This is a genomic window from Klebsiella sp. 141161 (genome assembly GCF_050600815.1).
Lineage (GTDB): Bacteria > Pseudomonadota > Gammaproteobacteria > Enterobacterales > Enterobacteriaceae > Klebsiella > Klebsiella aerogenes.
Map to the genome: position 1 here is coordinate 36,815 of NZ_JAQIRN010000011.1, position 19,234 is coordinate 56,048.

Annotated in this window: 20 protein-coding genes; 12 read left to right on the forward strand and 8 right to left on the reverse strand. The window is 55.5% G+C overall.

Annotated features, from left to right (window positions below):
- The first annotated feature begins 54 nt into the window (after window positions 1-54).
- Complete coding sequence (gene metJ / locus PGR79_RS22200) at window positions 55-372, forward strand: met regulon transcriptional regulator MetJ (protein ID WP_004107547.1); 318 nt, start codon at window positions 55-57, stop codon at window positions 370-372.
- A gap of 101 nt (window positions 373-473) precedes the next feature.
- On the opposite strand, the gene rpmE is transcribed toward metJ, so the two are convergent.
- Window positions 474-686: a 50S ribosomal protein L31 gene (rpmE, locus tag PGR79_RS22205; protein WP_087858736.1), complete on the reverse strand. Its 213-nt coding sequence runs from the start codon at window positions 684-686 to the stop codon at window positions 474-476.
- A gap of 260 nt (window positions 687-946) precedes the next feature.
- Between rpmE and priA the strand changes: the two genes are divergently transcribed.
- From priA to PGR79_RS22245, 8 genes are all read left to right on the forward strand, one after another.
- Window positions 947-3,142 (forward strand): primosomal protein N', encoded by a 2,196-nt coding sequence (priA, locus tag PGR79_RS22210; protein ID WP_430922525.1) that lies wholly within the window; start codon window positions 947-949, stop codon window positions 3,140-3,142.
- A 149-nt stretch (window positions 3,143-3,291) separates the two neighbouring features.
- A complete protein-coding gene (cytR, locus tag PGR79_RS22215) occupies window positions 3,292-4,320 on the forward strand; it encodes a DNA-binding transcriptional regulator CytR (protein ID WP_015368928.1) in 1,029 nt (342 codons plus the stop codon).
- A 93-nt stretch (window positions 4,321-4,413) separates the two neighbouring features.
- Window positions 4,414-5,382 (forward strand): cell division protein FtsN, encoded by a 969-nt coding sequence (ftsN, locus tag PGR79_RS22220; RefSeq protein ID WP_113374899.1) that lies wholly within the window; start codon window positions 4,414-4,416, stop codon window positions 5,380-5,382.
- 91 nt (window positions 5,383-5,473) lie between these two features.
- Window positions 5,474-6,004, forward strand: a complete 531-nt coding sequence (gene hslV / locus PGR79_RS22225; protein ID WP_015368930.1) for an ATP-dependent protease subunit HslV — start codon at window positions 5,474-5,476, stop codon at window positions 6,002-6,004.
- A gap of 9 nt (window positions 6,005-6,013) precedes the next feature.
- Window positions 6,014-7,348, forward strand: a complete 1,335-nt coding sequence (gene hslU, locus PGR79_RS22230; protein WP_045395296.1) for an HslU--HslV peptidase ATPase subunit — start codon at window positions 6,014-6,016, stop codon at window positions 7,346-7,348.
- 67 nt (window positions 7,349-7,415) lie between these two features.
- On the forward strand, window positions 7,416-8,342 hold the full coding sequence (menA, locus tag PGR79_RS22235) for a 1,4-dihydroxy-2-naphthoate polyprenyltransferase (RefSeq protein ID WP_113374920.1): 927 nt from the start codon (window positions 7,416-7,418) through the stop codon (window positions 8,340-8,342).
- Between the two features lie 92 nt (window positions 8,343-8,434).
- Window positions 8,435-8,920, forward strand: coding sequence for a ribonuclease E activity regulator RraA (rraA, locus tag PGR79_RS22240; protein ID WP_015703948.1), 486 nt, complete (start codon window positions 8,435-8,437; stop codon window positions 8,918-8,920).
- An 87-nt stretch (window positions 8,921-9,007) separates the two neighbouring features.
- Window positions 9,008-9,610, forward strand: coding sequence for a hypothetical protein (locus PGR79_RS22245; protein ID WP_113374898.1), 603 nt, complete (start codon window positions 9,008-9,010; stop codon window positions 9,608-9,610).
- A gap of 113 nt (window positions 9,611-9,723) precedes the next feature.
- Here PGR79_RS22245 and pfkA read toward each other — a convergent pair whose 3' ends face one another.
- The 3 genes from pfkA to cpxP form a co-directional block, all read right to left on the reverse strand.
- On the reverse strand, window positions 9,724-10,686 hold the full coding sequence (gene pfkA, locus PGR79_RS22250; protein WP_015368934.1) for a 6-phosphofructokinase: 963 nt from the start codon (window positions 10,684-10,686) through the stop codon (window positions 9,724-9,726).
- A 203-nt stretch (window positions 10,687-10,889) separates the two neighbouring features.
- Window positions 10,890-11,786, reverse strand: a complete 897-nt coding sequence (gene fieF, locus PGR79_RS22255) for a CDF family cation-efflux transporter FieF (RefSeq protein ID WP_015368935.1) — start codon at window positions 11,784-11,786, stop codon at window positions 10,890-10,892.
- 158 nt (window positions 11,787-11,944) lie between these two features.
- The gene (gene cpxP, locus PGR79_RS22260) at window positions 11,945-12,448 is read right to left on the reverse strand and encodes a cell-envelope stress modulator CpxP (RefSeq protein WP_015368936.1); all 504 of its coding nucleotides are present in this window, start codon (window positions 12,446-12,448) and stop codon (window positions 11,945-11,947) included.
- 149 nt (window positions 12,449-12,597) lie between these two features.
- Here cpxP and cpxR point away from each other — a divergent pair, with 149 nt between their 5' ends.
- Both cpxR and cpxA read left to right on the forward strand, forming a co-directional pair.
- Window positions 12,598-13,296, forward strand: coding sequence for an envelope stress response regulator transcription factor CpxR (cpxR, locus tag PGR79_RS22265; RefSeq protein WP_015368937.1), 699 nt, complete (start codon window positions 12,598-12,600; stop codon window positions 13,294-13,296).
- On the forward strand, window positions 13,293-14,666 hold the full coding sequence (cpxA, locus tag PGR79_RS22270) for an envelope stress sensor histidine kinase CpxA (protein ID WP_015368938.1): 1,374 nt from the start codon (window positions 13,293-13,295) through the stop codon (window positions 14,664-14,666). Before cpxR ends, cpxA begins: the two co-directional genes overlap by 4 nt.
- Window positions 14,667-14,728: 62 nt before the next feature.
- Here the strand turns inward: cpxA and yiiM are convergent, their stop codons facing one another.
- Window positions 14,729-15,403, reverse strand: coding sequence for a 6-hydroxyaminopurine reductase (gene yiiM / locus PGR79_RS22275; RefSeq protein ID WP_015368939.1), 675 nt, complete (start codon window positions 15,401-15,403; stop codon window positions 14,729-14,731).
- A gap of 72 nt (window positions 15,404-15,475) precedes the next feature.
- The gene (gene sodA / locus PGR79_RS22280; protein WP_015368940.1) at window positions 15,476-16,096 is read right to left on the reverse strand and encodes a superoxide dismutase [Mn]; all 621 of its coding nucleotides are present in this window, start codon (window positions 16,094-16,096) and stop codon (window positions 15,476-15,478) included.
- 290 nt (window positions 16,097-16,386) lie between these two features.
- Between sodA and rhaT the strand changes: the two genes are divergently transcribed.
- Window positions 16,387-17,421, forward strand: coding sequence for an L-rhamnose/proton symporter RhaT (rhaT, locus tag PGR79_RS22285; protein ID WP_430922528.1), 1,035 nt, complete (start codon window positions 16,387-16,389; stop codon window positions 17,419-17,421).
- A gap of 7 nt (window positions 17,422-17,428) precedes the next feature.
- Here the strand turns inward: rhaT and rhaR are convergent, their stop codons facing one another.
- Both rhaR and rhaS read right to left on the reverse strand, forming a co-directional pair.
- The gene (gene rhaR / locus PGR79_RS22290) at window positions 17,429-18,277 is read right to left on the reverse strand and encodes an HTH-type transcriptional activator RhaR (protein WP_213317846.1); all 849 of its coding nucleotides are present in this window, start codon (window positions 18,275-18,277) and stop codon (window positions 17,429-17,431) included.
- Between the two features lie 72 nt (window positions 18,278-18,349).
- Entirely contained in the window at window positions 18,350-19,186 is an 837-nt protein-coding gene (rhaS, locus tag PGR79_RS22295; RefSeq protein WP_113374895.1) for an HTH-type transcriptional activator RhaS, read from the reverse strand.
- Window positions 19,187-19,234: the final 48 nt, after the last annotated feature.

The window sequence follows — 19,234 nt, forward strand, 5'->3', positions numbered from 1 at the left end:
GGCCGGGCGTAATGTTCTGGCCCTTAACTAATAAACAGAGGATTAAGGTATCTCATGGCTGAATGGAGCGGCGAATATATCAGCCCATACGCTGAGCACGGTAAGAAGAGTGAGCAAGTAAAAAAAATTACGGTTTCCATTCCTCTGAAGGTGTTAAAGATCCTCACCGATGAACGCACGCGTCGTCAGGTGAATAACCTGCGTCACGCCACGAATAGCGAACTGCTGTGCGAGGCGTTCCTGCATGCCTTTACCGGTCAACCGTTACCTAACGATGAAGACCTGCGTAAAGAGCGCAGCGATGAAATCCCGGAAGCGGCGAAAGAGATTATGCGTGAACTGGGTATCGACCCGGATACGTGGGAATACTAAGACATAAAAAAAGCGGAAGACATCTTCCGCTTTTTTTATCCCTCGGCCTGGCCAGACGAAGGATACAAAAAAGCCGCCCTGAGGCGGCTCTTTCTGGCAACTTACTTGCTGCCCGGGATGCTGAAGCGCTTGTTGAAGCGGTCAACACGGCCACCGGTAGCAACATCACGCTGTTTGCCGGTGTAGAACGGGTGGCATTTACCGCACACGTCGAGGTTCAGGTCGTGACCAACGGTGGAACGGATTTTCATGACATTACCGCAAGAACAGGTAGCAGTAATTTCTTCGTAATTTGGGTGAATACCTTTTTTCATGGGAGAACCTCAGTTAAGGCCGCGTCGCTCTTCCAGCCCTAACGCCAGACACCACGCGATATTAATAATTTCCCGACGACCTTCGCACAGCTGGCGCATACCAGCTTAACGAATTTCCCGGGTTTTGGGATGTTTGATGCGGCATAAAGCGCACCAAAGGCGGCGAATCATACAGAATTTGACCAGCAGATGCAAACTTATCCGCGTCGCCTTCGGTAATGTGTATACTATCCCGCCAGATTTCAAGTCAGGAAGATTCCATGTCCGTCGCTCATGTCGCCCTGCCCGTTCCGCTGCCCCGCACCTTTGACTATTTGTTGCCTGAAGGCATCCTGGTCAAAGCAGGCTGTCGCGTACGCGTGCCGTTCGGCAAACAGGAGCGAATCGGTATCGTGGTGTCGGTCAGCGAGCGTAGCGAACTCCCGCTCGCCGAACTCAAACCGGTCGCCGAAGCGCTGGATAGCGAACCGGTTTTTTCCTCTACCGTCTGGCGCATGTTGCTATGGGCCGCGGATTACTATCATCATCCCATCGGCGATGTGCTGTTCCACGCGCTGCCGATTATGCTGCGCCAGGGCAAACCGGCCAGCGCCGCGCCAATGTGGTACTGGTTTGCGACGGAACAGGGACAAGCGCTGGATATCAACAGCCTTAAACGCTCGCCGAAACAGCAGCAGGCGCTGGCAGCGCTGCGCCAGGGCAAAATCTGGCGCTATCAGGTCGCAGAACTTGAATTCAATGACGCGGCGCTACAGGCGCTGCGCGGCAAAGGGCTGGCGGAGTTGGCCAGCGAATCCCCAGCCATTAGCGATTGGCGGACCAGCTTCGCTGTGCCCGGCGAACGGCTGCGCCTGAATACCGAGCAGGCGACCGCCGTCGGGGCAATTCATAGCGCCTCGGACCGTTTCTCCGCCTGGCTGCTGGCGGGTATTACCGGCTCAGGGAAAACGGAAGTCTATCTGAGCGTGCTGGAGAACGTGCTGGCGCAGGGTCGGCAGGCGCTGGTAATGGTGCCGGAAATCGGCCTGACGCCGCAGACTATCGCCCGCTTCCGCCAGCGTTTTAACGCTCCGGTGGAGGTCCTGCATTCGGGTCTCAACGACAGCGAGCGCCTCGCATCATGGTTAAAGGCGAAAAATGGCGAAGCGCCGATCGTCATCGGCACCCGCTCGTCGCTGTTTACGCCGTTTAAAGATCTCGGCGTTATTGTCATCGACGAAGAACACGATAGCTCCTATAAACAGCAGGAAGGCTGGCGTTATCACGCTCGCGACCTGGCAGTTTGGCGCGCCCATAGCGAACAGATCCCGATTATCCTCGGCTCGGCAACCCCGGCGCTGGAGACGCTCTACAACGTACGCCAGCGTAAGTACCGTGAGTTAAAGCTGACGAAACGCGCGGGCAATGCCCGTCCGGCACAGCAGCACGTGCTGGATTTAAAAGGCCAGCAGTTGCAGGCGGGCCTATCGCCTGCGCTGATTAACCGCATGCGACAGCATCTGCAGGCCGACAATCAGGTGATCCTGTTTTTAAATCGCCGCGGTTTCGCCCCGGCGCTGCTGTGCCACGACTGCGGCTGGATAGCGGAGTGCCCGCGCTGCGATAGTTACTACACCCTGCATCAGGCGCAGCACCATCTGCGCTGCCACCACTGCGACAGCCAGCGTCCCATTCCACGCCAATGTCCTTCCTGCGGATCGACACACCTGGTGCCAGTGGGTCTCGGGACCGAACAGCTGGAGCAGGCGCTGGCGCCGATGTTCCCTGATGTGCCAATCTCACGTATCGACCGCGATACCACCAGCCGTAAAGGGGCGCTGGAGCAATATCTTGCCGACGTCCATCGCGGCGGCGCGCGCATTCTGATTGGCACCCAAATGCTGGCTAAGGGACATCATTTCCCGGACGTCACCCTGGTGTCGCTGCTGGATGTCGACGGCGCGCTGTTTTCCGCCGATTTCCGCTCGGCGGAGCGTTTTGCCCAGCTCTATACCCAGGTCTCCGGCCGTTCCGGGCGCGCGGGCAAACAGGGTGAAGTAATCCTGCAAACCCACCATCCGGAACACCCGCTGCTGCAAACCCTACTGTATAAAGGCTACGATGCGTTTGCCGAGCAGGCGCTGGCGGAACGGCAAACCATGCAGCTACCGCCGTGGACCAGTCACGTGCTGATCCGCGCCGAAGACCATAATAACCAGCAGGCGCCGCTGTTTTTACAGCAGTTACGTAACCTGCTGCAGGCCAGCCCGCTGGCCGATGATAAACTGTGGGTACTCGGCCCGGTCCCCGCGCTGGCGCCAAAGCGCGGCGGTCGCTGGCGCTGGCAAATTCTGCTGCAGCACCCTTCCCGCATACGTCTACAACATATCGTCAGCGGTACGCTGGCGTTGATAAACACCTTGCCGGAAGCGCGTAAAGTGAAGTGGGTGCTGGATGTCGATCCTATTGAAGGCTAAGTCTTCTCTTGCGAGGCGGATCGAAAAATTCAACAACCGTCACGTTTTTCATGAAAATTCTGTAACTCTCAGGCTGTACTATCTGTTAAAAATGTTGCTGATGTCAGCACGCAAGGGATGTGTCTGCGCAGTCAGCGAGGAGAAACCAGGTGAAGCCCAAAAAACAAATGGTTGCCGCCACCATGAAAGACGTCGCCCTGAAGGCAAACGTTTCAACGGCAACCGTATCCCGTGCGCTAATGAATCCCGACAAAGTGTCGCAGGCAACCCGCAGTCGGGTGGAGCAGGCGGCGCAGGAAGTCGGCTATTTACCGCAATCGCTCGGGCGTAACATGAAACGCAATGAGTCGCGGACGATCCTTGTGATCGTGCCGGATATTTGCGATCCCTTCTTCAGTGAGGTGATTCGCGGCATTGAAGTGACCGCCGCCGACGAAGGCTATCTGGTGCTGATCGGCGATTGCGCCCATCAGAATCAGAAAGAAAAAACCTTTATTGATCTCATTATCACCAAACAAATTGACGGTATGGTGCTGCTGAGCTCGCGCCTGCCGTTCGACGCCAGCGTCGAAGAGCAGCGTAATTTGCCGCCGATGGTCATGTCGAACGAGTTTGCGCCGGAGCTGGAGCTCCCTACCGTGCATATCGATAACCTGACCGCCGCGTTTAATGCCGTTAATTATCTCCACGAACTGGGGCATCAACGTATCGGCTGTATCGCCGGGCCGGAGGATATGCCGCTGTGCCATTACCGGCTGCAGGGATACGTTCAGGCGCTGCGCCGCAGCGGTATCACCGTCGATCCGCACTACATCGCCCGCGGCAACTTTACCTTTGAAGCCGGGGCCAACGCGCTGGAGCAACTGCTGGCGCAGCCGGTGCCGCCGACGGCGGTCTTTTGCCATAGCGACGTTATGGCGCTGGGCGCGTTGTCGCTGGCCAAACGTCGCGGCCTGAGGGTGCCGGAAGATTTATCGATTGTTGGGTTTGATAACATCGCGTTGTCTGAATTTTGCGATCCACCGTTAACCACCGTTTCACAGCCGCGTTTTGATATCGGCCGTGAAGGAATGCTGCTTTTACTCGAGCAAATGCAGGGCCGTAACGTCAACAGCGGCTCGCGTCTGCTCGATTGCGAACTGATCGTTCGCGGCAGTACGCAAAAAATCAGACGATAACCATCAGGCTTTCGGGCCTGCTCTTCTGGTCAAAGGCCCGCCGCTTAAGTAACATGGCGGGCTGACGAACGAATATAAGACAGCGAAACGATAGTGGCACAACGAGATTATGTACGCCGCAGCCAACCGGCTCCTTCGCGGCGCAAAAAGAGCAGCTCCCGAAGCTCAAGGAACAAGCAAAGCAGCCTTCCGGCGATTTCACCGACTATGGTTGCGATCGCAGCGGCCGTGCTGGTGGCCTTTATCGGTGGTCTGTATTTCATTACCCATCACAAGAAAGAAGAAGCGGAAGCGCTGCAGAACCGTCAGGCGGCAGGCAATGGTCTCCCGCCGAAGCCGGAAGAGCGTTGGCGCTATATTAAAGAGCTGGAAAGCCGCCAGCCGGGCGTTCGCGCGCCGACTGAGCCAACCGCCGGCGGCGAAGTGATGAAACCCGAGCAGCTTACCGACGAGCAGCGCCAGTTGCTGGCGCAAATGCAGGCGGATATGCGTCAGCAGCCCACGCAGCTGACCGAAGTGCCGTGGAACGAACAAACGCCGGCGCAGCGTCAGCAGACGCTGCAGCGTCAACGTCTGGCGCAGCAACAGCAGCAGGCGCAGCAGCAACAGTGGGCGCAGACTCAGCAGCAAACTGTGCAGCAACAGCCGCGCGTCCAGCAGCCGAAGCCGGTGCAGCAACAGCAGCCGAAGCAAACCGCGTCCAACCAGCAGCCGTACCAGGATCTGCTGCAGACGCCGGCGCATAACACCACCGCGCAACCGAAAAGCCAGGCCGCCGCGCCGGTCGCCCGCGTGGAGGAAGCGCCGAAAGCCGCAGCCGCCGAAAAGAAAGACGATCGCAGCTGGATGGTTCAGTGTGGTTCCTTTAAAGGCGCTGAGCAGGCCGAAACCGTACGCGCTCAGTTGGCTTTTGAGGGCTTTGCTTCGCATATCACCACCAACAACGGCTGGAATCGGGTGGTGATTGGGCCGCTGAAAGGCAAAGAGAACGCCAACGATATGATCAACCGTCTCAAGATGGCCGGGCACGCAAACTGCATTCGTCTCGCCGCCAGGGGTTGAAACCCCAAAAATCCCCCCCATCTATAATTGCATTCTGCCCCGCGTAACGCGCGGGGCCCCTATTCCGCTTTTGCAACCAAGGGGTCTGCTCGTGACAACAATAGTTAGTGTTCGCCGTAACGGCCATGTCGTTATCGCCGGTGATGGCCAGGCCACGCTGGGCAACACCGTGATGAAAGGCAACGTGAAGAAAGTGCGTCGTCTGTACAACGACAAAGTGATCGCTGGTTTCGCTGGCGGCACCGCTGACGCCTTCACCCTGTTCGAACTTTTCGAACGTAAGCTCGAGATGCATCAGGGCCATCTGGTGAAAGCCGCCGTTGAGCTGGCGAAAGACTGGCGTACCGACCGCATGCTGCGCAAACTGGAAGCGTTGCTCGCCGTCGCTGACGAAAACGCGTCGCTTATCATCACCGGTAACGGCGACGTGGTTCAGCCAGAAAACGATTTGATTGCGATTGGCTCCGGCGGGCCATATGCCCAGGCCGCCGCTCGCGCGCTGCTGGAAAACACCGAAATGGGCGCTCGCGACATCGCCGAGAAAGCGTTGGATATTGCAGGGGATATCTGCATCTATACCAACCACTTCCACACCATCGAAGAATTACCTTCTAAAGCGTAAGGATCTCCCATGTCTGAAATGACCCCACGCGAAATTGTCAGCGAACTGGACAAACATATTATCGGCCAGGACGCAGCCAAGCGTTCTGTTGCTATCGCCCTGCGTAACCGCTGGCGCCGTATGCAGCTTAATGAAGAGCTGCGTCATGAAGTCACGCCGAAAAACATTCTGATGATAGGCCCGACCGGCGTCGGTAAAACCGAAATCGCCCGTCGCCTGGCGAAACTGGCCAACGCGCCGTTCATCAAAGTTGAAGCGACCAAGTTCACCGAAGTGGGCTATGTTGGTAAAGAAGTGGACTCCATCATCCGCGATCTGACCGACGCCGCGATCAAAATGGTCCGCATGCAGTCCATCGATAAAAACCGCTATCGCGCCGAAGAAATGGCCGAAGAGCGTATCCTCGACGTACTGATCCCGCCGGCGAAAAATAACTGGGGCCAGGCTGAACAGCCGCAGGAACCTTCCGCTGCGCGCCAGGCATTCCGCAAGAAACTGCGCGAAGGCCAGCTTGACGACAAAGAGATCGAAATCGACCTCGCCGCGGCGCCGATGGGCGTTGAAATCATGTCCCCTCCGGGCATGGAAGAGATGACCAGCCAGCTGCAGTCCATGTTCCAGAACCTGGGCGGCCAGAAACAAAAACCGCGTAAGCTGAAAATCAAAGACGCGATGAAGCTGCTTATCGAAGAAGAAGCGGCGAAGCTGGTTAACCCGGAAGAGCTGAAGCAAGAAGCTATCGACGCCGTTGAACAGCACGGGATCGTGTTTATCGACGAAATCGACAAAATCTGTAAGCGCGGCGGCAACTCCTCCGGCCCGGATGTGTCTCGTGAAGGCGTTCAGCGCGACCTGCTGCCGCTGGTGGAAGGCTGCACCGTCTCCACTAAACACGGGATGGTGAAAACCGATCACATTCTGTTTATCGCCTCCGGCGCATTCCAGGTCGCCAGCCCATCAGATTTGATCCCGGAACTGCAGGGCCGTCTGCCGATCCGCGTTGAGCTGAAAGCGCTGACCACCCATGATTTCGAACGTATTCTGACCGAGCCGAATGCTTCCATCACCGTGCAGTACAAAGCGCTGATGGCCACCGAAGGCGTGAATATCGAATTCACTGAAGATGGTATCAAGCGTATCGCTCAGGCGGCATGGCAGGTTAACGAAACCACCGAAAATATCGGCGCGCGTCGCCTGCACACGGTGCTGGAACGTCTGATCGAAGACATCTCTTATGATGCCAGCGAAATGAACGGCCAGACGGTGACCATCGACGGTGATTATGTCGGTAAACACCTGGATGTTCTGGTGGCAGATGAAGATCTGAGCCGTTTTATCCTATAATCCGGTTCAATGCATTTTCATCACACACGATGGGGCTATGATAGCCCCATTTTTTTGGCTGAAAGAAATGACTGAACAACCGATAACACGCACTAAGGCCTGGCTTGAAAGCCTGCGTCCCAAAACATTACCTCTGGCGTTCGCCGCTATCGTCGTCGGCACCGCGTTGGCGTGGCAGCAAGGCCACTTCGATCCGCTGGTCGCGCTGCTGGCGCTTATTACCGCCGGTTTGCTGCAAATTTTATCTAATCTCGCCAATGATTATGGCGACGCCGTTAAAGGCAGCGATAAACCTGACCGTATCGGGCCGCTGCGCGGAATGCAAAAAGGCGCCATCACCCAATCGCAGATGAAACGCGCGCTGATCGTAACGGTAGCGCTGATTTGCCTTTCCGGCCTGGCGTTGCTGTTCTCCGCCTGGCAGACAATGGCGGACTTCATCGGCTTTATGGTGCTCGGCGGGTTGTCGATTATCGCGGCTATCACTTATACCGTCGGCACGCGTCCTTACGGCTATATTGGCCTTGGCGATATCTCGGTGCTGGTTTTCTTCGGCTGGCTGAGCGTTGTCGGCAGTTGGTATCTACAGGCGCACAGCATCGACGCGGTTATTTTCCTGCCCGCTACAGCCTGTGGTCTGCTGGCCGCCGCGGTGCTGAATATCAATAACCTGCGCGATATCGATAGCGACCGTCAGAACGGTAAAAATACGCTGGCGGTCCGTCTGGGGCCGGTGAACGCCCGCCGTTATCACAGCGTCCTGCTGCTCGGCGCTCCGCTCTGCCTGGCGCTGTTTAACCTGCTGGCGCTGCGCAGCCTGTGGGGCTGGCTGTTTATTCTCGCCATTCCGCTACTGGTGAAACAGGCGCGTTTCGTCATGCGTGAGCGCGAACCGGTGGCGATGCGTCCGATGCTCGAACGCACGGTCAAAGCGGCATTATTAACCAACCTGCTGTTTGTCATCGGGATTATCGGCAGTAAGCTGGCGGCATAACTGACAAATATCAATTAACAATTGATGATTTTGCAAACAATGCAGTTCACGGGATATACTAAAAATTCTCGCAGCAACTGAACGTTAAGCCTATGAAATACGATACTTCCGAGCTTTGCGACATCTACCAGGAAGATGTCAATGTCGTGGAACCGCTGTTTTCCAACTTTGGAGGGCGGTCGTCGTTTGGTGGACAGATCATTACGGTAAAATGTTTCGAGGATAACGGGTTGCTCTACGATCTGCTCGAGCAGAATGGCCGTGGTCATATTCTCCTTATCGACGGCGGCGGTTCCGTACGACGCGCGTTAATTGACGCAGACCTGGCGCGTCTGGCGGTACAGAACGAATGGGAAGGGCTGGTGGTCTATGGCGCGGTGCGCCAGGTTGACGACCTGGAAGATTTAGATATCGGTATCCAGGCGTTAGCCGCCATTCCTGTGGCCGCTGCTGGGGAAGGTATCGGCGAAAGCGACGTGCGCGTCAACTTCGGCGGCGTTACCTTCTTCTCCGGCGATCATCTGTATGCTGACAATACCGGTATCATCCTTTCCGAGGATGCGCTGGATATCGAATAGCACTAGCATTGAAAGGCAGGCGCAGCCTGCCTTTTCTTTATAACCAGGATGGTTAATCGCTCACACAAGCGCAAAGGAGTGCATGACTTGCATGAAATACTCTATTTCCTCAGCTTTATTTCGATACCATGGCTACTATATCGAGGATTTCGCATCCTGATTTTAGCCCAACCGCCCTATGCCCTTGCTGCGTCATTACGCTTAGGAGCAGCTTTCATTATATTTATCGGTGCGGTATCTCTTCCACGTAACGCAGCGACCTTTGAAAAGGAATACAAAGAAATCGTTGGCTATCCATCGACCCAGGTAACACTGCAATTTGCAACGCTGGACAATTCGCAAAAACAACAAATTTTGCGAGAGATGGCAAAATACTTTTCAGATACCGAAAAGATGATAAACGTTACACAAAAGAAAGCGACGGGAAAAGGCGTCAAGACATGGGGTGAAGCGACTAATCCCCAGAGCCAATACAGAACCTGGCACGATACGATCCCTACGCGCTACCGCTGGCAAGAAAATCGGCTGGAGATAGCCACCGGCAGACCACTTGAAGATGAAGAAATAGATACTTTAGAAGCGGCGTTAAAATTAACAATCGCTCAAGAAAATCATTCTGTTTTTTCTGAGCTGTTAAGCCAATCGCTAGAAAATTATCATTTGCAACGCAAGGTTCAATTTCGCCCTTGAAATCGAATCCCACGCTTGTCGATAAATAGCATACCGAGCATGGCTCGCTCGGTTTTATACGCTACGAAAAAAGGCCTTCTCAGTGAGAAGGCCTTTTTGTTATGCCGAGAAACTTAGTACAGTTTCTTCGCGCAATCCATCCAGTCAGACTTGAACGGACGCTTCATATTTTCGATAGCATCGATGATGTCGTGGTGAACCAGCTTCTCGTTCTGGATACCGACACAGCGGCCGCCAAAGCCCTGCAGCAGCAGTTCAATAGCATATGCGCCCATGCGGGAAGCCAGAATACGGTCGTAAGGAACCGGAGAGCCGCCGCGCTGAATGTGACCCAGCACGGTAGCACGGGTTTCACGGCCCGTTTCTTTCTCAATGAAGCTCGCCAGTTCGTCAACGTCGCACATGTGCTCGGTGATGGCCACGATCGCGTGTTTCTTACCTTTCGCGATGCCGGCTTTGATTTCGGCCACCAGATCGTCGCGGGTATATTCTACTTCCGGCACCATGATGAACTCACAGCCGCCGGCTATCGCCGCCGCCAGAGTCAGATCGCCGCAATAGCGGCCCATCACTTCCACCACAGAGATACGCTGGTGCGAAGAGGAGGTGTCACGCAGGCGGTCAATCGCTTCAACAACGGTGCTCAGCGCGGTAAAGAAACCGATGGTGTAGTCAGTACCTTTGATGTCGTTGTCGATGGTGCCCGGCAGGCCGATGCAAGGGAAACCCATCTCGGTCAGACGCATCGCACCCATATAGGAACCGTCGCCGCCGATAACAACCAGCGCGTCCAGGCCGCGCTTTTTCATATTTTCAATGGCGACAGCGCGAATATGCTCTTCACGGAATTCCGGGAAGCGAGCGGAGCCGAGGAAGGTACCGCCACGGTTGATCATGTCGGACACGCTGTAACGGTCAAGCTGAACCATACGATCTTCATACAGGCCGAGGTAACCGTCATAGATTCCAAAAACTTCCAGACCTTCCGTTAATGCCGCGCGCACAACGCCGCGAATTGCTGCGTTCATGCCCGGCGCATCACCGCCACTTGTCAACACACCGATTTTCTTAATCATGACTACCTCTGAACTTAGGAAGCAAAAAATAATCCTGTTGCCTGAAGCGCTCCCATACCAGGAGTGCACGACGATAATTGCAATAGTATATCAAACGCTTCTGGCTGAATTGATTCAGGTCAGACCAAATGGCGGTAATTTATACAAAAAATGCCTACCCGCCCCACATTTTTACATCGAGTTTACAGACTATAACCGAAAGCTCAAAAAACGCCCTGCCGCGCCGGCGGCACCACAGAACAGGGATCCTGATGGATGATGACATCCGATCCCGGGAAACGGCGCAAAATAGCCTGCTCCACCTGGTCGGCAATCACGTGCGCCTGTACCAGAGGGAGGTTATCTTCCATTTCCAAATGTATTTGAATAAAGCGAGTCGGCCCTGACTGCCGCGTTCGTAGATCGTGCGCGCCGCTGACGCCGGGCCAGCTATTCACGATACTGATGATTTCCTGACGTTCCTCATCCGGAAGCGCGCGGTCTAATAACGATTGCACCGCGTCGTAACCCATACGCAGGGCGCTATATAAAATATAGATGCCAATCCCTAATGCAAACAGCGCATCGGCGCGGTGCCAGCCGTACCAGGAGAGGCCGAGGGCGATAAGAATAGCGCCGTTCATCATAACATCAGACTGATAATGAAGCATATCCGCACGCACGGCCTGGCTCTGGGTTTTTCTGACCACCCAGCGCTGAAAGGTCACCAGCATCAGGGTGCTTATCAAGGCAATCAGCGTTACCACCATCCCGACGCCTGCCGCCTGCATCGGTTCAGGGCGAATCAGATGCTGGATCCCGGTCAGGAACAGAAACAACGCCGAACCGGAAATAAACATGCTCTGCGCCAGCGCCGCCAGCGATTCCGCTTTCCCATGGCCAAAAGTATGTTCTTCATCAGCGGGTTGTAGTGAGTAACGCACCACCAGCAGGTTGGTCAGCGAGGCGGCAATATCCACCAGCGAATCCACCAGCGCCGCCAGAATACTCACCGAACCGGTATACCACCACGCAAAAATTTTGATCAAAAGTAACACGGAGGCCATCGCCGTCGCGGCAATAGCCGCGCGACTCACCAGCCGCCCATAAGATTGATTCATAAACGCTCCTTTTCCGGCGATGCGCTTAGTATAACCTGAACTTTTACCCGGAAGATGAACGGGCATGCGGCGGCTGAGGCGAAAAAAAGACAAAAAAAACCCCCACATCATGTGGGGGAAGACAGGGATGGTGTCTATGGCAAGGAAAACAGGGTTTGTTACTTGGGTTGCACGGTACTGCTACTACTGGAAAGCATCATGGCTGAGCCTTTCTGCATCCTTGCAACCTCACGCAACTGATCCATACGCTGCTGGTGCTTAGCATTTAAAACCGCTTGCTGCTCAGGGGTTAGCAGGTGGTACATCTGGTTGCGGACTTTCGCCATTTCTACCTGGCGGGCAACCTGTTCCTGCGCCATCTTTTCTGCCTGAGCGCGCACAGCGCTTTCATCAAATTTATCTGCGGTGACAAGACTATGCATTGTCTCCAGTTCGCTAACATTAACAGGGAGCCGGTCATGGCGCGCCCGTTGCATAAGATCCCGTAACTGCTGTCGTTGCTGTTCGGTTAGACTTATGCCGTCAAACATATGGCTCTGGCCGCTGCGCTGGGCTCCCTCTTCACCGTGGAGCCAGTTAACGCCGGTAACGACTTCAGCGGCTTGGCTAGTAGCACTTAGCGCCAGCGTTGAGGCCATGACGGCAGCGATAACATTGCGCATCACATACTCCCAAAACGTTTGTGTCGCGATTCAACGAGAGACAGTTTACGATTCAGGCTGCAAACATGCGTCAGGGGGTGTAAAACAACGTAAAGTCATGGATTAGCGAGCCTTGATGACGTAATTTCTGCCTCGGAGGTATTTAAACAATGAATAAAATCCTGTTAGTTGATGATGACCGGGAGCTCACCTCCCTGTTAAAAGAGCTGCTCGATATGGAAGGTTTTAATGTGCTCGTTGCCCATGACGGTGAACAGGCGCTGGCGCTTCTTGACGACAGCATTGATCTCCTTTTGCTTGATGTGATGATGCCGAAGAAAAACGGTATCGACACGCTTAAAGAATTACGTCAGACACACCAGACCCCGGTTATCATGCTAACGGCGCGCGGAAGCGAGCTGGATCGCGTTCTCGGCCTCGAACTCGGGGCGGATGACTATTTGCCTAAGCCGTTTAACGATCGCGAGCTGGTGGCCCGTATACGCGCGATTCTGCGTCGTTCCCACTGGAGCGAGCAGCAGCAGACCACTGAATCCGGTTCTCCGACCCTGGAAGTGGATGCGTTAAGCCTCAATCCGGGTCGTCAGGAAGCCAATTTTGATGGGCAAACGCTGGAGCTGACCGGTACCGAGTTCACTCTGCTGTATCTGCTGGCACAGCATCTGGGTCAGGTGGTGTCACGTGAACACTTAAGCCAGGAAGTGCTGGGCAAGCGGCTGACGCCGTTCGACCGCGCTATCGATATGCATATTTCCAACCTGCGGCGTAAGCTGCCGGAGCGCAAAGACGGCCATCCGTGGTTTAAAACGTTGCGCGGACGCGGCTATCTGATGGTTTCTGCTTCATGATTGGAAGTTTAACCGCACGCATCTTCGCCATCTTCTGGCTCACGCTGGCGCTGGTGTTGATGCTGGTACTGATGTTGCCCAAGCTGGACTCGCGCCAGATGACCGAGCTGCTGGAAAGCGAGCAACGTCAGGGCATCATGATTGAGCAGCACGTCGAGGCCGAACTGGCGAACGACCCGCCGAACGACCTGATGTGGTGGCGACGCCTGTTTCGCGCCATCGATAAGTGGGCGCCGCCGGGGCAGCGACTGCTGCTGGTCACCAGCGAAGGCCGCGTGATCGGCGCAGAACGCAACGAAATGCAGATCATTCGTAACTTTATCGGCCAGGCCGATAATGCCGATCATCCGCAGAAGAAGCGTTACGGACGCCTGGAGATGGTCGGCCCGTTTTCCGTCAGGGATGGTGAAGATAATTATCAACTTTATCTCATCCGCCCTGCCAGCACTTCACAATCCGACTTCATCAACCTGCTGTTTGACCGTCCGCTATTACTGCTTATCGTGACGATGCTGGTCAGCGCCCCGCTGCTGCTCTGGCTGGCGTGGAGTCTGGCGAAACCGGCGCGCAAACTGAAAAACGCCGCCGACGAAGTTGCCCAGGGTAACCTGCGGCAGCATCCTGAACTGGAAGCCGGTCCGCAGGAGTTTCTGGCCGCCGGGGCCAGCTTCAACCAGATGGTGACCGCGCTTGAGCGAATGATGACCAGCCAGCAGCGGCTGCTGTCGGATATCTCGCACGAGCTACGCACGCCGTTAACCCGTCTGCAGTTAGGCACTGCGTTGCTGCGCCGCCGCAGCGGTGAAAGCAAAGAGCTGGAGCGTATCGAAACCGAAGCGCACCGGCTGGATAGCATGATTAACGACCTGCTGGTGATGTCGCGTAATCAGGCGAAAAACGCGCTGGTCAGCGAGACGGTGAAAGCGAATCAGCTGTGGGGCGAAGTGCTGGACAACGCGGCATTTGAAGCCGAACAGATGGGGAAATCATTTACCGTTGAGTATCCGCCGGGCCCCTGGCCGCTGTACGGTAACCCTAATGCGCTGGAAAGCGCGCTGGAAAATATCGTGCGCAACGCGCTGCGCTACTCGCACACGAAAATTTCCGTCAGTTTCTCGGTGGATAAAGACGGAATCACGGTCAACGTCGATGATGACGGCCCGGGCGTCAGCCCGGAGGATCGCGAACAGATTTTCCGTCCGTTCTATCGTACCGACGAGGCTCGCGATCGCGAGTCCGGCGGCACCGGTCTGGGGCTGGCGATTGTCGAAACGGCGATTCAGCAACATCGCGGCTGGGTTAAAGCCGACGATAGCCCGCTGGGTGGGCTGCGTTTAACAATCTGGCTGCCGCTGTATAAGCGTACTTAACCCTGTCCCGGCTTGCGCTACGCTGAGCCGGGCTACTGGTTGCAACGTTCAATATGGGGGAATTATTTCCCCCATAATCTGCGCGAATTATCCTCGATCTGCCCGCTTAAACGCCGTTTCTGCATGGTTCTGCTCCAGCTCACCGACAGTCCCGCCGCCGATAGCAGACGGTGATACTGGTCGTCGTCAAACGGCATATGCCAGGCAATCGCACCAGCCTCATGCACGCTCACGTCGCTCAGACGCGATACCAGCTCCAGCGGCGCATCGCTGGAAACCCGGCCGCCGGCGATAATGCGGTAGAGCCAGCCAACCTTGCCGCTGTTTTGCATCAGTTGCGCCATGTCGCTAATACCGAAATGGTAATTCAGTTTGAAGCAGGGAGAGCGCGGTTGAGTGACCTGAATCAGCGCTTCGCCCCAACGAAAGATATCGCCGATATAGACGTTTTTTTCCGTTAGCCCTTCGGTAGAAAGGTTTTCGCCGAATGCGGGGGCGCAGAACAGATCGGCCTGCTGCGGGAATTCGCGGATCCAGTCGAGGTAATGCTCGCGGGGATAGTGGCACAGCGCGCGATCCGGCCCGCCGTGAATTTTCTTTTCCGCCTGCTCGTCCCCTTCCAGCCCGAGATCGCCGAGCTGTAATTCGCCATCGACCTGGATTTTGCCAATTGCGCTGGGGCGGCTACCGTCGTAGTCCCTGATTTTGCCGACAAAGACATTCACCGGATAATGCATTGCTGCTCTCCTTGCTACGGATATAAAAAAAGCGAGTCATCAGACTCGCTTCTCTCTTAGCACAATGCAACCTTATTTTTTGGCGGCAAAACGCGCTGCTGCTTCGTCCCAGTTCACCACGTCCCAGAAGGCTTTGATGTAGTCCGGACGGCGGTTCTGGAATTTCAGGTAGTAAGCGTGTTCCCACACATCCAGGCCGATAATCGGGAAGCCTGAAGCGCCGGAAATGGCTTCGCCCATCAGCGGGGAGTCCTGGTTTGCGGTAGAAACGACGGCCAGTTTGTCGCCTTTCAGCACCAGCCACGCCCAGCCGGAACCAAAGCGGGTAGCTGCCGCTTTTTCGAATTCAGCTTTGAAGTTGTCCACAGAACCGAAATCACGCTCGATAGCGGCTTTCAGGTCGCCCTGCAGGGTGGTGCCGGTTTTCAGGCCTTTCCAGAACAGGCTGTGGTTAGCGTGGCCGCCCGCGTTGTTACGCAGTACGGTTTTTTTGTCAGCCGGCAGTTGATCAAGCTTAGTGATCAGCTCTTCCGCGGACAGGTTAGCGAATTCCGGCAGGCTTTCCAGCGCTGCGTTAGCGTTGTTAACGTAGGTCTGGTGATGCTTAGTATGATGGATCTCCATCGTCTGCTTGTCGAAATGCGGTTCCAGAGCATCGTAAGCGTACGGCAGGGATGGCAGTGTATAACTCATAATCATCTCCATTATTATCGGGCGGCAGAGGGTGTTAACGCCGCGTAAGCAGTCGGTTCATTATAGTTAATTAAATGATATTGAAAATGATTATCAATGCCGTAGTTTTACTAAGGTTATACCCAAAATAGATACACGCCGGTTTGTGAGCTAAAACAACCCATTAAGCCCCTGATTGCCAGAGTTTCGTCTGAGGTGGCAACAGCTCAAAGGCGTAAAAACTGCGCAATTTTTACACTCATCGCATCGGAGAGAGTCTATCCAACCCAACACAGATGAGGGTAAAGGCAATGAATCATGCGATTACGATGGGAATTTTTTGGCATTTAATTGGCGCCGCCAGTGCCGCCTGTTTTTATGCCCCTTTCAAGAAGGTGAAACACTGGTCGTGGGAAACCATGTGGTCGATCGGCGGGATTGTTTCCTGGCTAATTCTGCCGTGGGCGATAAGCGCCATGCTGCTGCCCGATTTCTGGGCCTACTATCGCTCATTTAGCGCTTCCACGCTGCTGCCGGTGTTTTTGTTCGGCGCGATGTGGGGCATCGGTAACATCAACTATGGCCTGACCATGCGCTATCTGGGGATGTCGATGGGTATCGGTATCGCTATCGGCATTACGCTTATCGTCGGCACCTTAATGACGCCGATCCTCAACGGCCACTTTGATGTGTTGATTCACACCAAAGGCGGACAAATGACCCTGCTCGGCGTGCTGGTGGCGGTGATTGGCGTGGGTATCGTCACCCGCGCCGGCCAGCTTAAAGAGCGCAAAATGGGCATCAAAGCGGAAGAGTTCAACCTGAAAAAAGGGCTGATGCTGGCGGTGATGTGCGGTATTTTCTCCGCCGGCATGTCATTTGCGATGAACGCCGCTAAACCAATGCATGAAGCCGCCGCGGCGCTGGGCGTCGATCCGCTGTATACCGCGCTGCCAAGCTACGTGGTGATCATGGGCGGCGGCGCACTGGTTAACCTCGGCTTCTGTTATATTCGCCTCGCCAAAGTGAAGGATTTGTCGCTAAAAGCCGACTTCTCACTGGCAAAACCGCTTATCATCAGCAACATTCTGCTTTCCGCATTGGGCGGGCTAATGTGGTATCTGCAGTTCTTCTTCTATGCCTGGGGCCACGCCAGTATCCCGGCGCAGTATGACTACATGAGCTGGATGCTGCATATGAGCTTCTACGTACTGTGCGGCGGGCTGGTCGGGCTGGTGCTGAAAGAGTGGAACAACGCCGGACGCCGCCCGGTCAGCGTGCTCAGCCTCGGCTGCGTGGTGATTATCATCGCCGCGAATATCGTCGGCCTGGGAATGGCTAACTGATTTCCCCTTACGCGGCGGCGCGACTGCGCTGCCGCCACTGTCCCGGCGTCATGCCAATTTCCCGATTAAACACCACCGAAAAATAGTTACTGTCCTCAAACCCGCACTGCATGGCGATCTCGCCGATTAGCCGCTCGGTATGCTGCAGTAAATACTGCGCATGGCAGATCCGCAGCTGGCGCAAATAGTGAGTTATCGTCATTCCCGTTTGCTGGCGAAACTGCTGGCGTAACGCGCGTTCGCTGCAGCCTTCATGCAGACAGAAGCTATCCAGATTAAAGGGGCGATTCAGACTTCCGGCCAGCGCCGTTAGCAGTTTGTCGAGCAGAGTTTCGCTTTGCGTCGCCGCCAGATTATCAGTGGCGTAGCGATAGCGCTGGAGCGTTAGCGCCAGTTGGGCAAACAGCAGTTCCGCCATGCTGTCCGCCTGCGCATCCTGCCGCGCGCTTTCGTGTTCCAGCTGGTTAATCACCTGCCTGACCTGCGCCATGCCGCTGCTGCCGATCCGCCAGTGCGGCTGCCAGGTCGTGCCGAATAATCCCGGAATATGCGCCGCCCAGTCAAAATTGAGCCGCAGTCGATCCGGGCAATAAATAATATTCTGCAGAACCAGGTCGTTGACCGAAGCATAAGAGTGTTTATCTTCCGCGCGGATATAAAAGAGATCGCCGCGGGTAATCCGCCACGGGCGATCGTTGAGGATATGCAGGCCGTTGCCGCGCCACACCAGCACCAGCTCGCAAAATTCATGGGTATGCTCGGCGAAGACGTTTTGCGGGTAGCGGTCAGCCACCGCGACCGCCTGCGAGGGAGAGGCAAAAAACTCATCTTTGCGAAGCACCAGCTGACCTGCCACAACTCTTACTCCCGACGCGGAAACCAACCATTATTCGCATTTTGGTGAGGCAATACGTTGACTCTTCTCGCGTTACTGAAGAATAGCGTCGCGCCCCTGGCGAATATCGCGCGGCGACCAGTCGAATTCACGGCGAAATAGCGTCGAAAAATGGTTACTGTCGCCAAAACCGCAGCGATAAGCGATTTCTGTCACGCTATCATCGCTGTGGCGCAGCAGGTGCCGCGCTTTCATCAGGCGCACCCGGTTGAGGTAGCGCTGGGGCGTCAGCCCGGTTTGCAGCTTTAGCTGGCGATGCAGGGTGCGTAAAGAGAGCGAAAACTGCGCCGCTACCTCCTCCCAGCATATCTCTTCGGCAAAATGGTCTTCCAGCCAGGCCATCAGCTGATTCAGCCGCGCCTCGTGGTTGCCGGCGCCTTCCGCCAGGCTGTTGCTGTGCAGTAGCACCAGTAGCTGCATAAAAAGGATTTCACGGCTGGCGATGGTATGGGGTTCGATGCCCTGCCCGACCTTTTCCATCTGACCGACGATTTGCCGCACCTGCTGCAGTACCGTCTGGTTGACTCGCCAGTGTGACAGATAGTTGCCGTCCTGCTCCTGCGGCAGCAGCTGGTTCACGCCGGTCAAAAAACGAAAAGCATCCGGCGCGCGGTAGAGCACGTTGGTCAGACACAGGTTATTAGTGTGTTCGTAAAGATGGCGATCGTGATCGCGAATAAAGCAGACCGAACCGCCGCTGATGGTATAGGGCTGGCCGTTGAAAACGTGAATGCCCGTACCCTGTTCAACGATGACAATCTCATGAAAATCATGGTGATGTTCTGGAAAGGCCGCTTGAGGAAGGCGCGGTTCAATCGCCACCGCCGAGACGCCGGCCTTAAAAAAATCCGTACTGTGCAACACGGTCATAGCAGCCTCCACGAATGAGAAAAATTATCAACCGTCGCCGCAAATAGT

Bases quoted from the DNA above. Each gene is read 5' to 3' on its own strand.
- hslU (WP_045395296.1), top strand. From the start codon at position 6,014: ATGTCTGAAATGACCCCACGCGAAATTGTCAGCGAACTGGACAAACAT.
- rhaT (WP_430922528.1), top strand. From the start codon at position 16,387: ATGAATCATGCGATTACGATGGGAATTTTTTGGCATTTAATTGGCGCC.
- menA (WP_113374920.1), top strand. From the start codon at position 7,416: ATGACTGAACAACCGATAACACGCACTAAGGCCTGGCTTGAAAGCCTG.
- cpxR (WP_015368937.1), top strand. From the start codon at position 12,598: ATGAATAAAATCCTGTTAGTTGATGATGACCGGGAGCTCACCTCCCTG.
- yiiM (WP_015368939.1), bottom strand. From the start codon at position 15,403: ATGCATTATCCGGTGAATGTCTTTGTCGGCAAAATCAGGGACTACGAC.
- rraA (WP_015703948.1), top strand. From the start codon at position 8,435: ATGAAATACGATACTTCCGAGCTTTGCGACATCTACCAGGAAGATGTC.
- metJ (WP_004107547.1), top strand. From the start codon at position 55: ATGGCTGAATGGAGCGGCGAATATATCAGCCCATACGCTGAGCACGGT.
- sodA (WP_015368940.1), bottom strand. From the start codon at position 16,096: ATGAGTTATACACTGCCATCCCTGCCGTACGCTTACGATGCTCTGGAA.
- fieF (WP_015368935.1), bottom strand. From the start codon at position 11,786: ATGAATCAATCTTATGGGCGGCTGGTGAGTCGCGCGGCTATTGCCGCG.
- priA (WP_430922525.1), top strand. From the start codon at position 947: ATGTCCGTCGCTCATGTCGCCCTGCCCGTTCCGCTGCCCCGCACCTTT.
- rpmE (WP_087858736.1), bottom strand. From the start codon at position 686: ATGAAAAAAGGTATTCACCCAAATTACGAAGAAATTACTGCTACCTGT.
- cpxA (WP_015368938.1), top strand. From the start codon at position 13,293: ATGATTGGAAGTTTAACCGCACGCATCTTCGCCATCTTCTGGCTCACG.
- pfkA (WP_015368934.1), bottom strand. From the start codon at position 10,686: ATGATTAAGAAAATCGGTGTGTTGACAAGTGGCGGTGATGCGCCGGGC.
- rhaS (WP_113374895.1), bottom strand. From the start codon at position 19,186: ATGACCGTGTTGCACAGTACGGATTTTTTTAAGGCCGGCGTCTCGGCG.
- cpxP (WP_015368936.1), bottom strand. From the start codon at position 12,448: ATGCGCAATGTTATCGCTGCCGTCATGGCCTCAACGCTGGCGCTAAGT.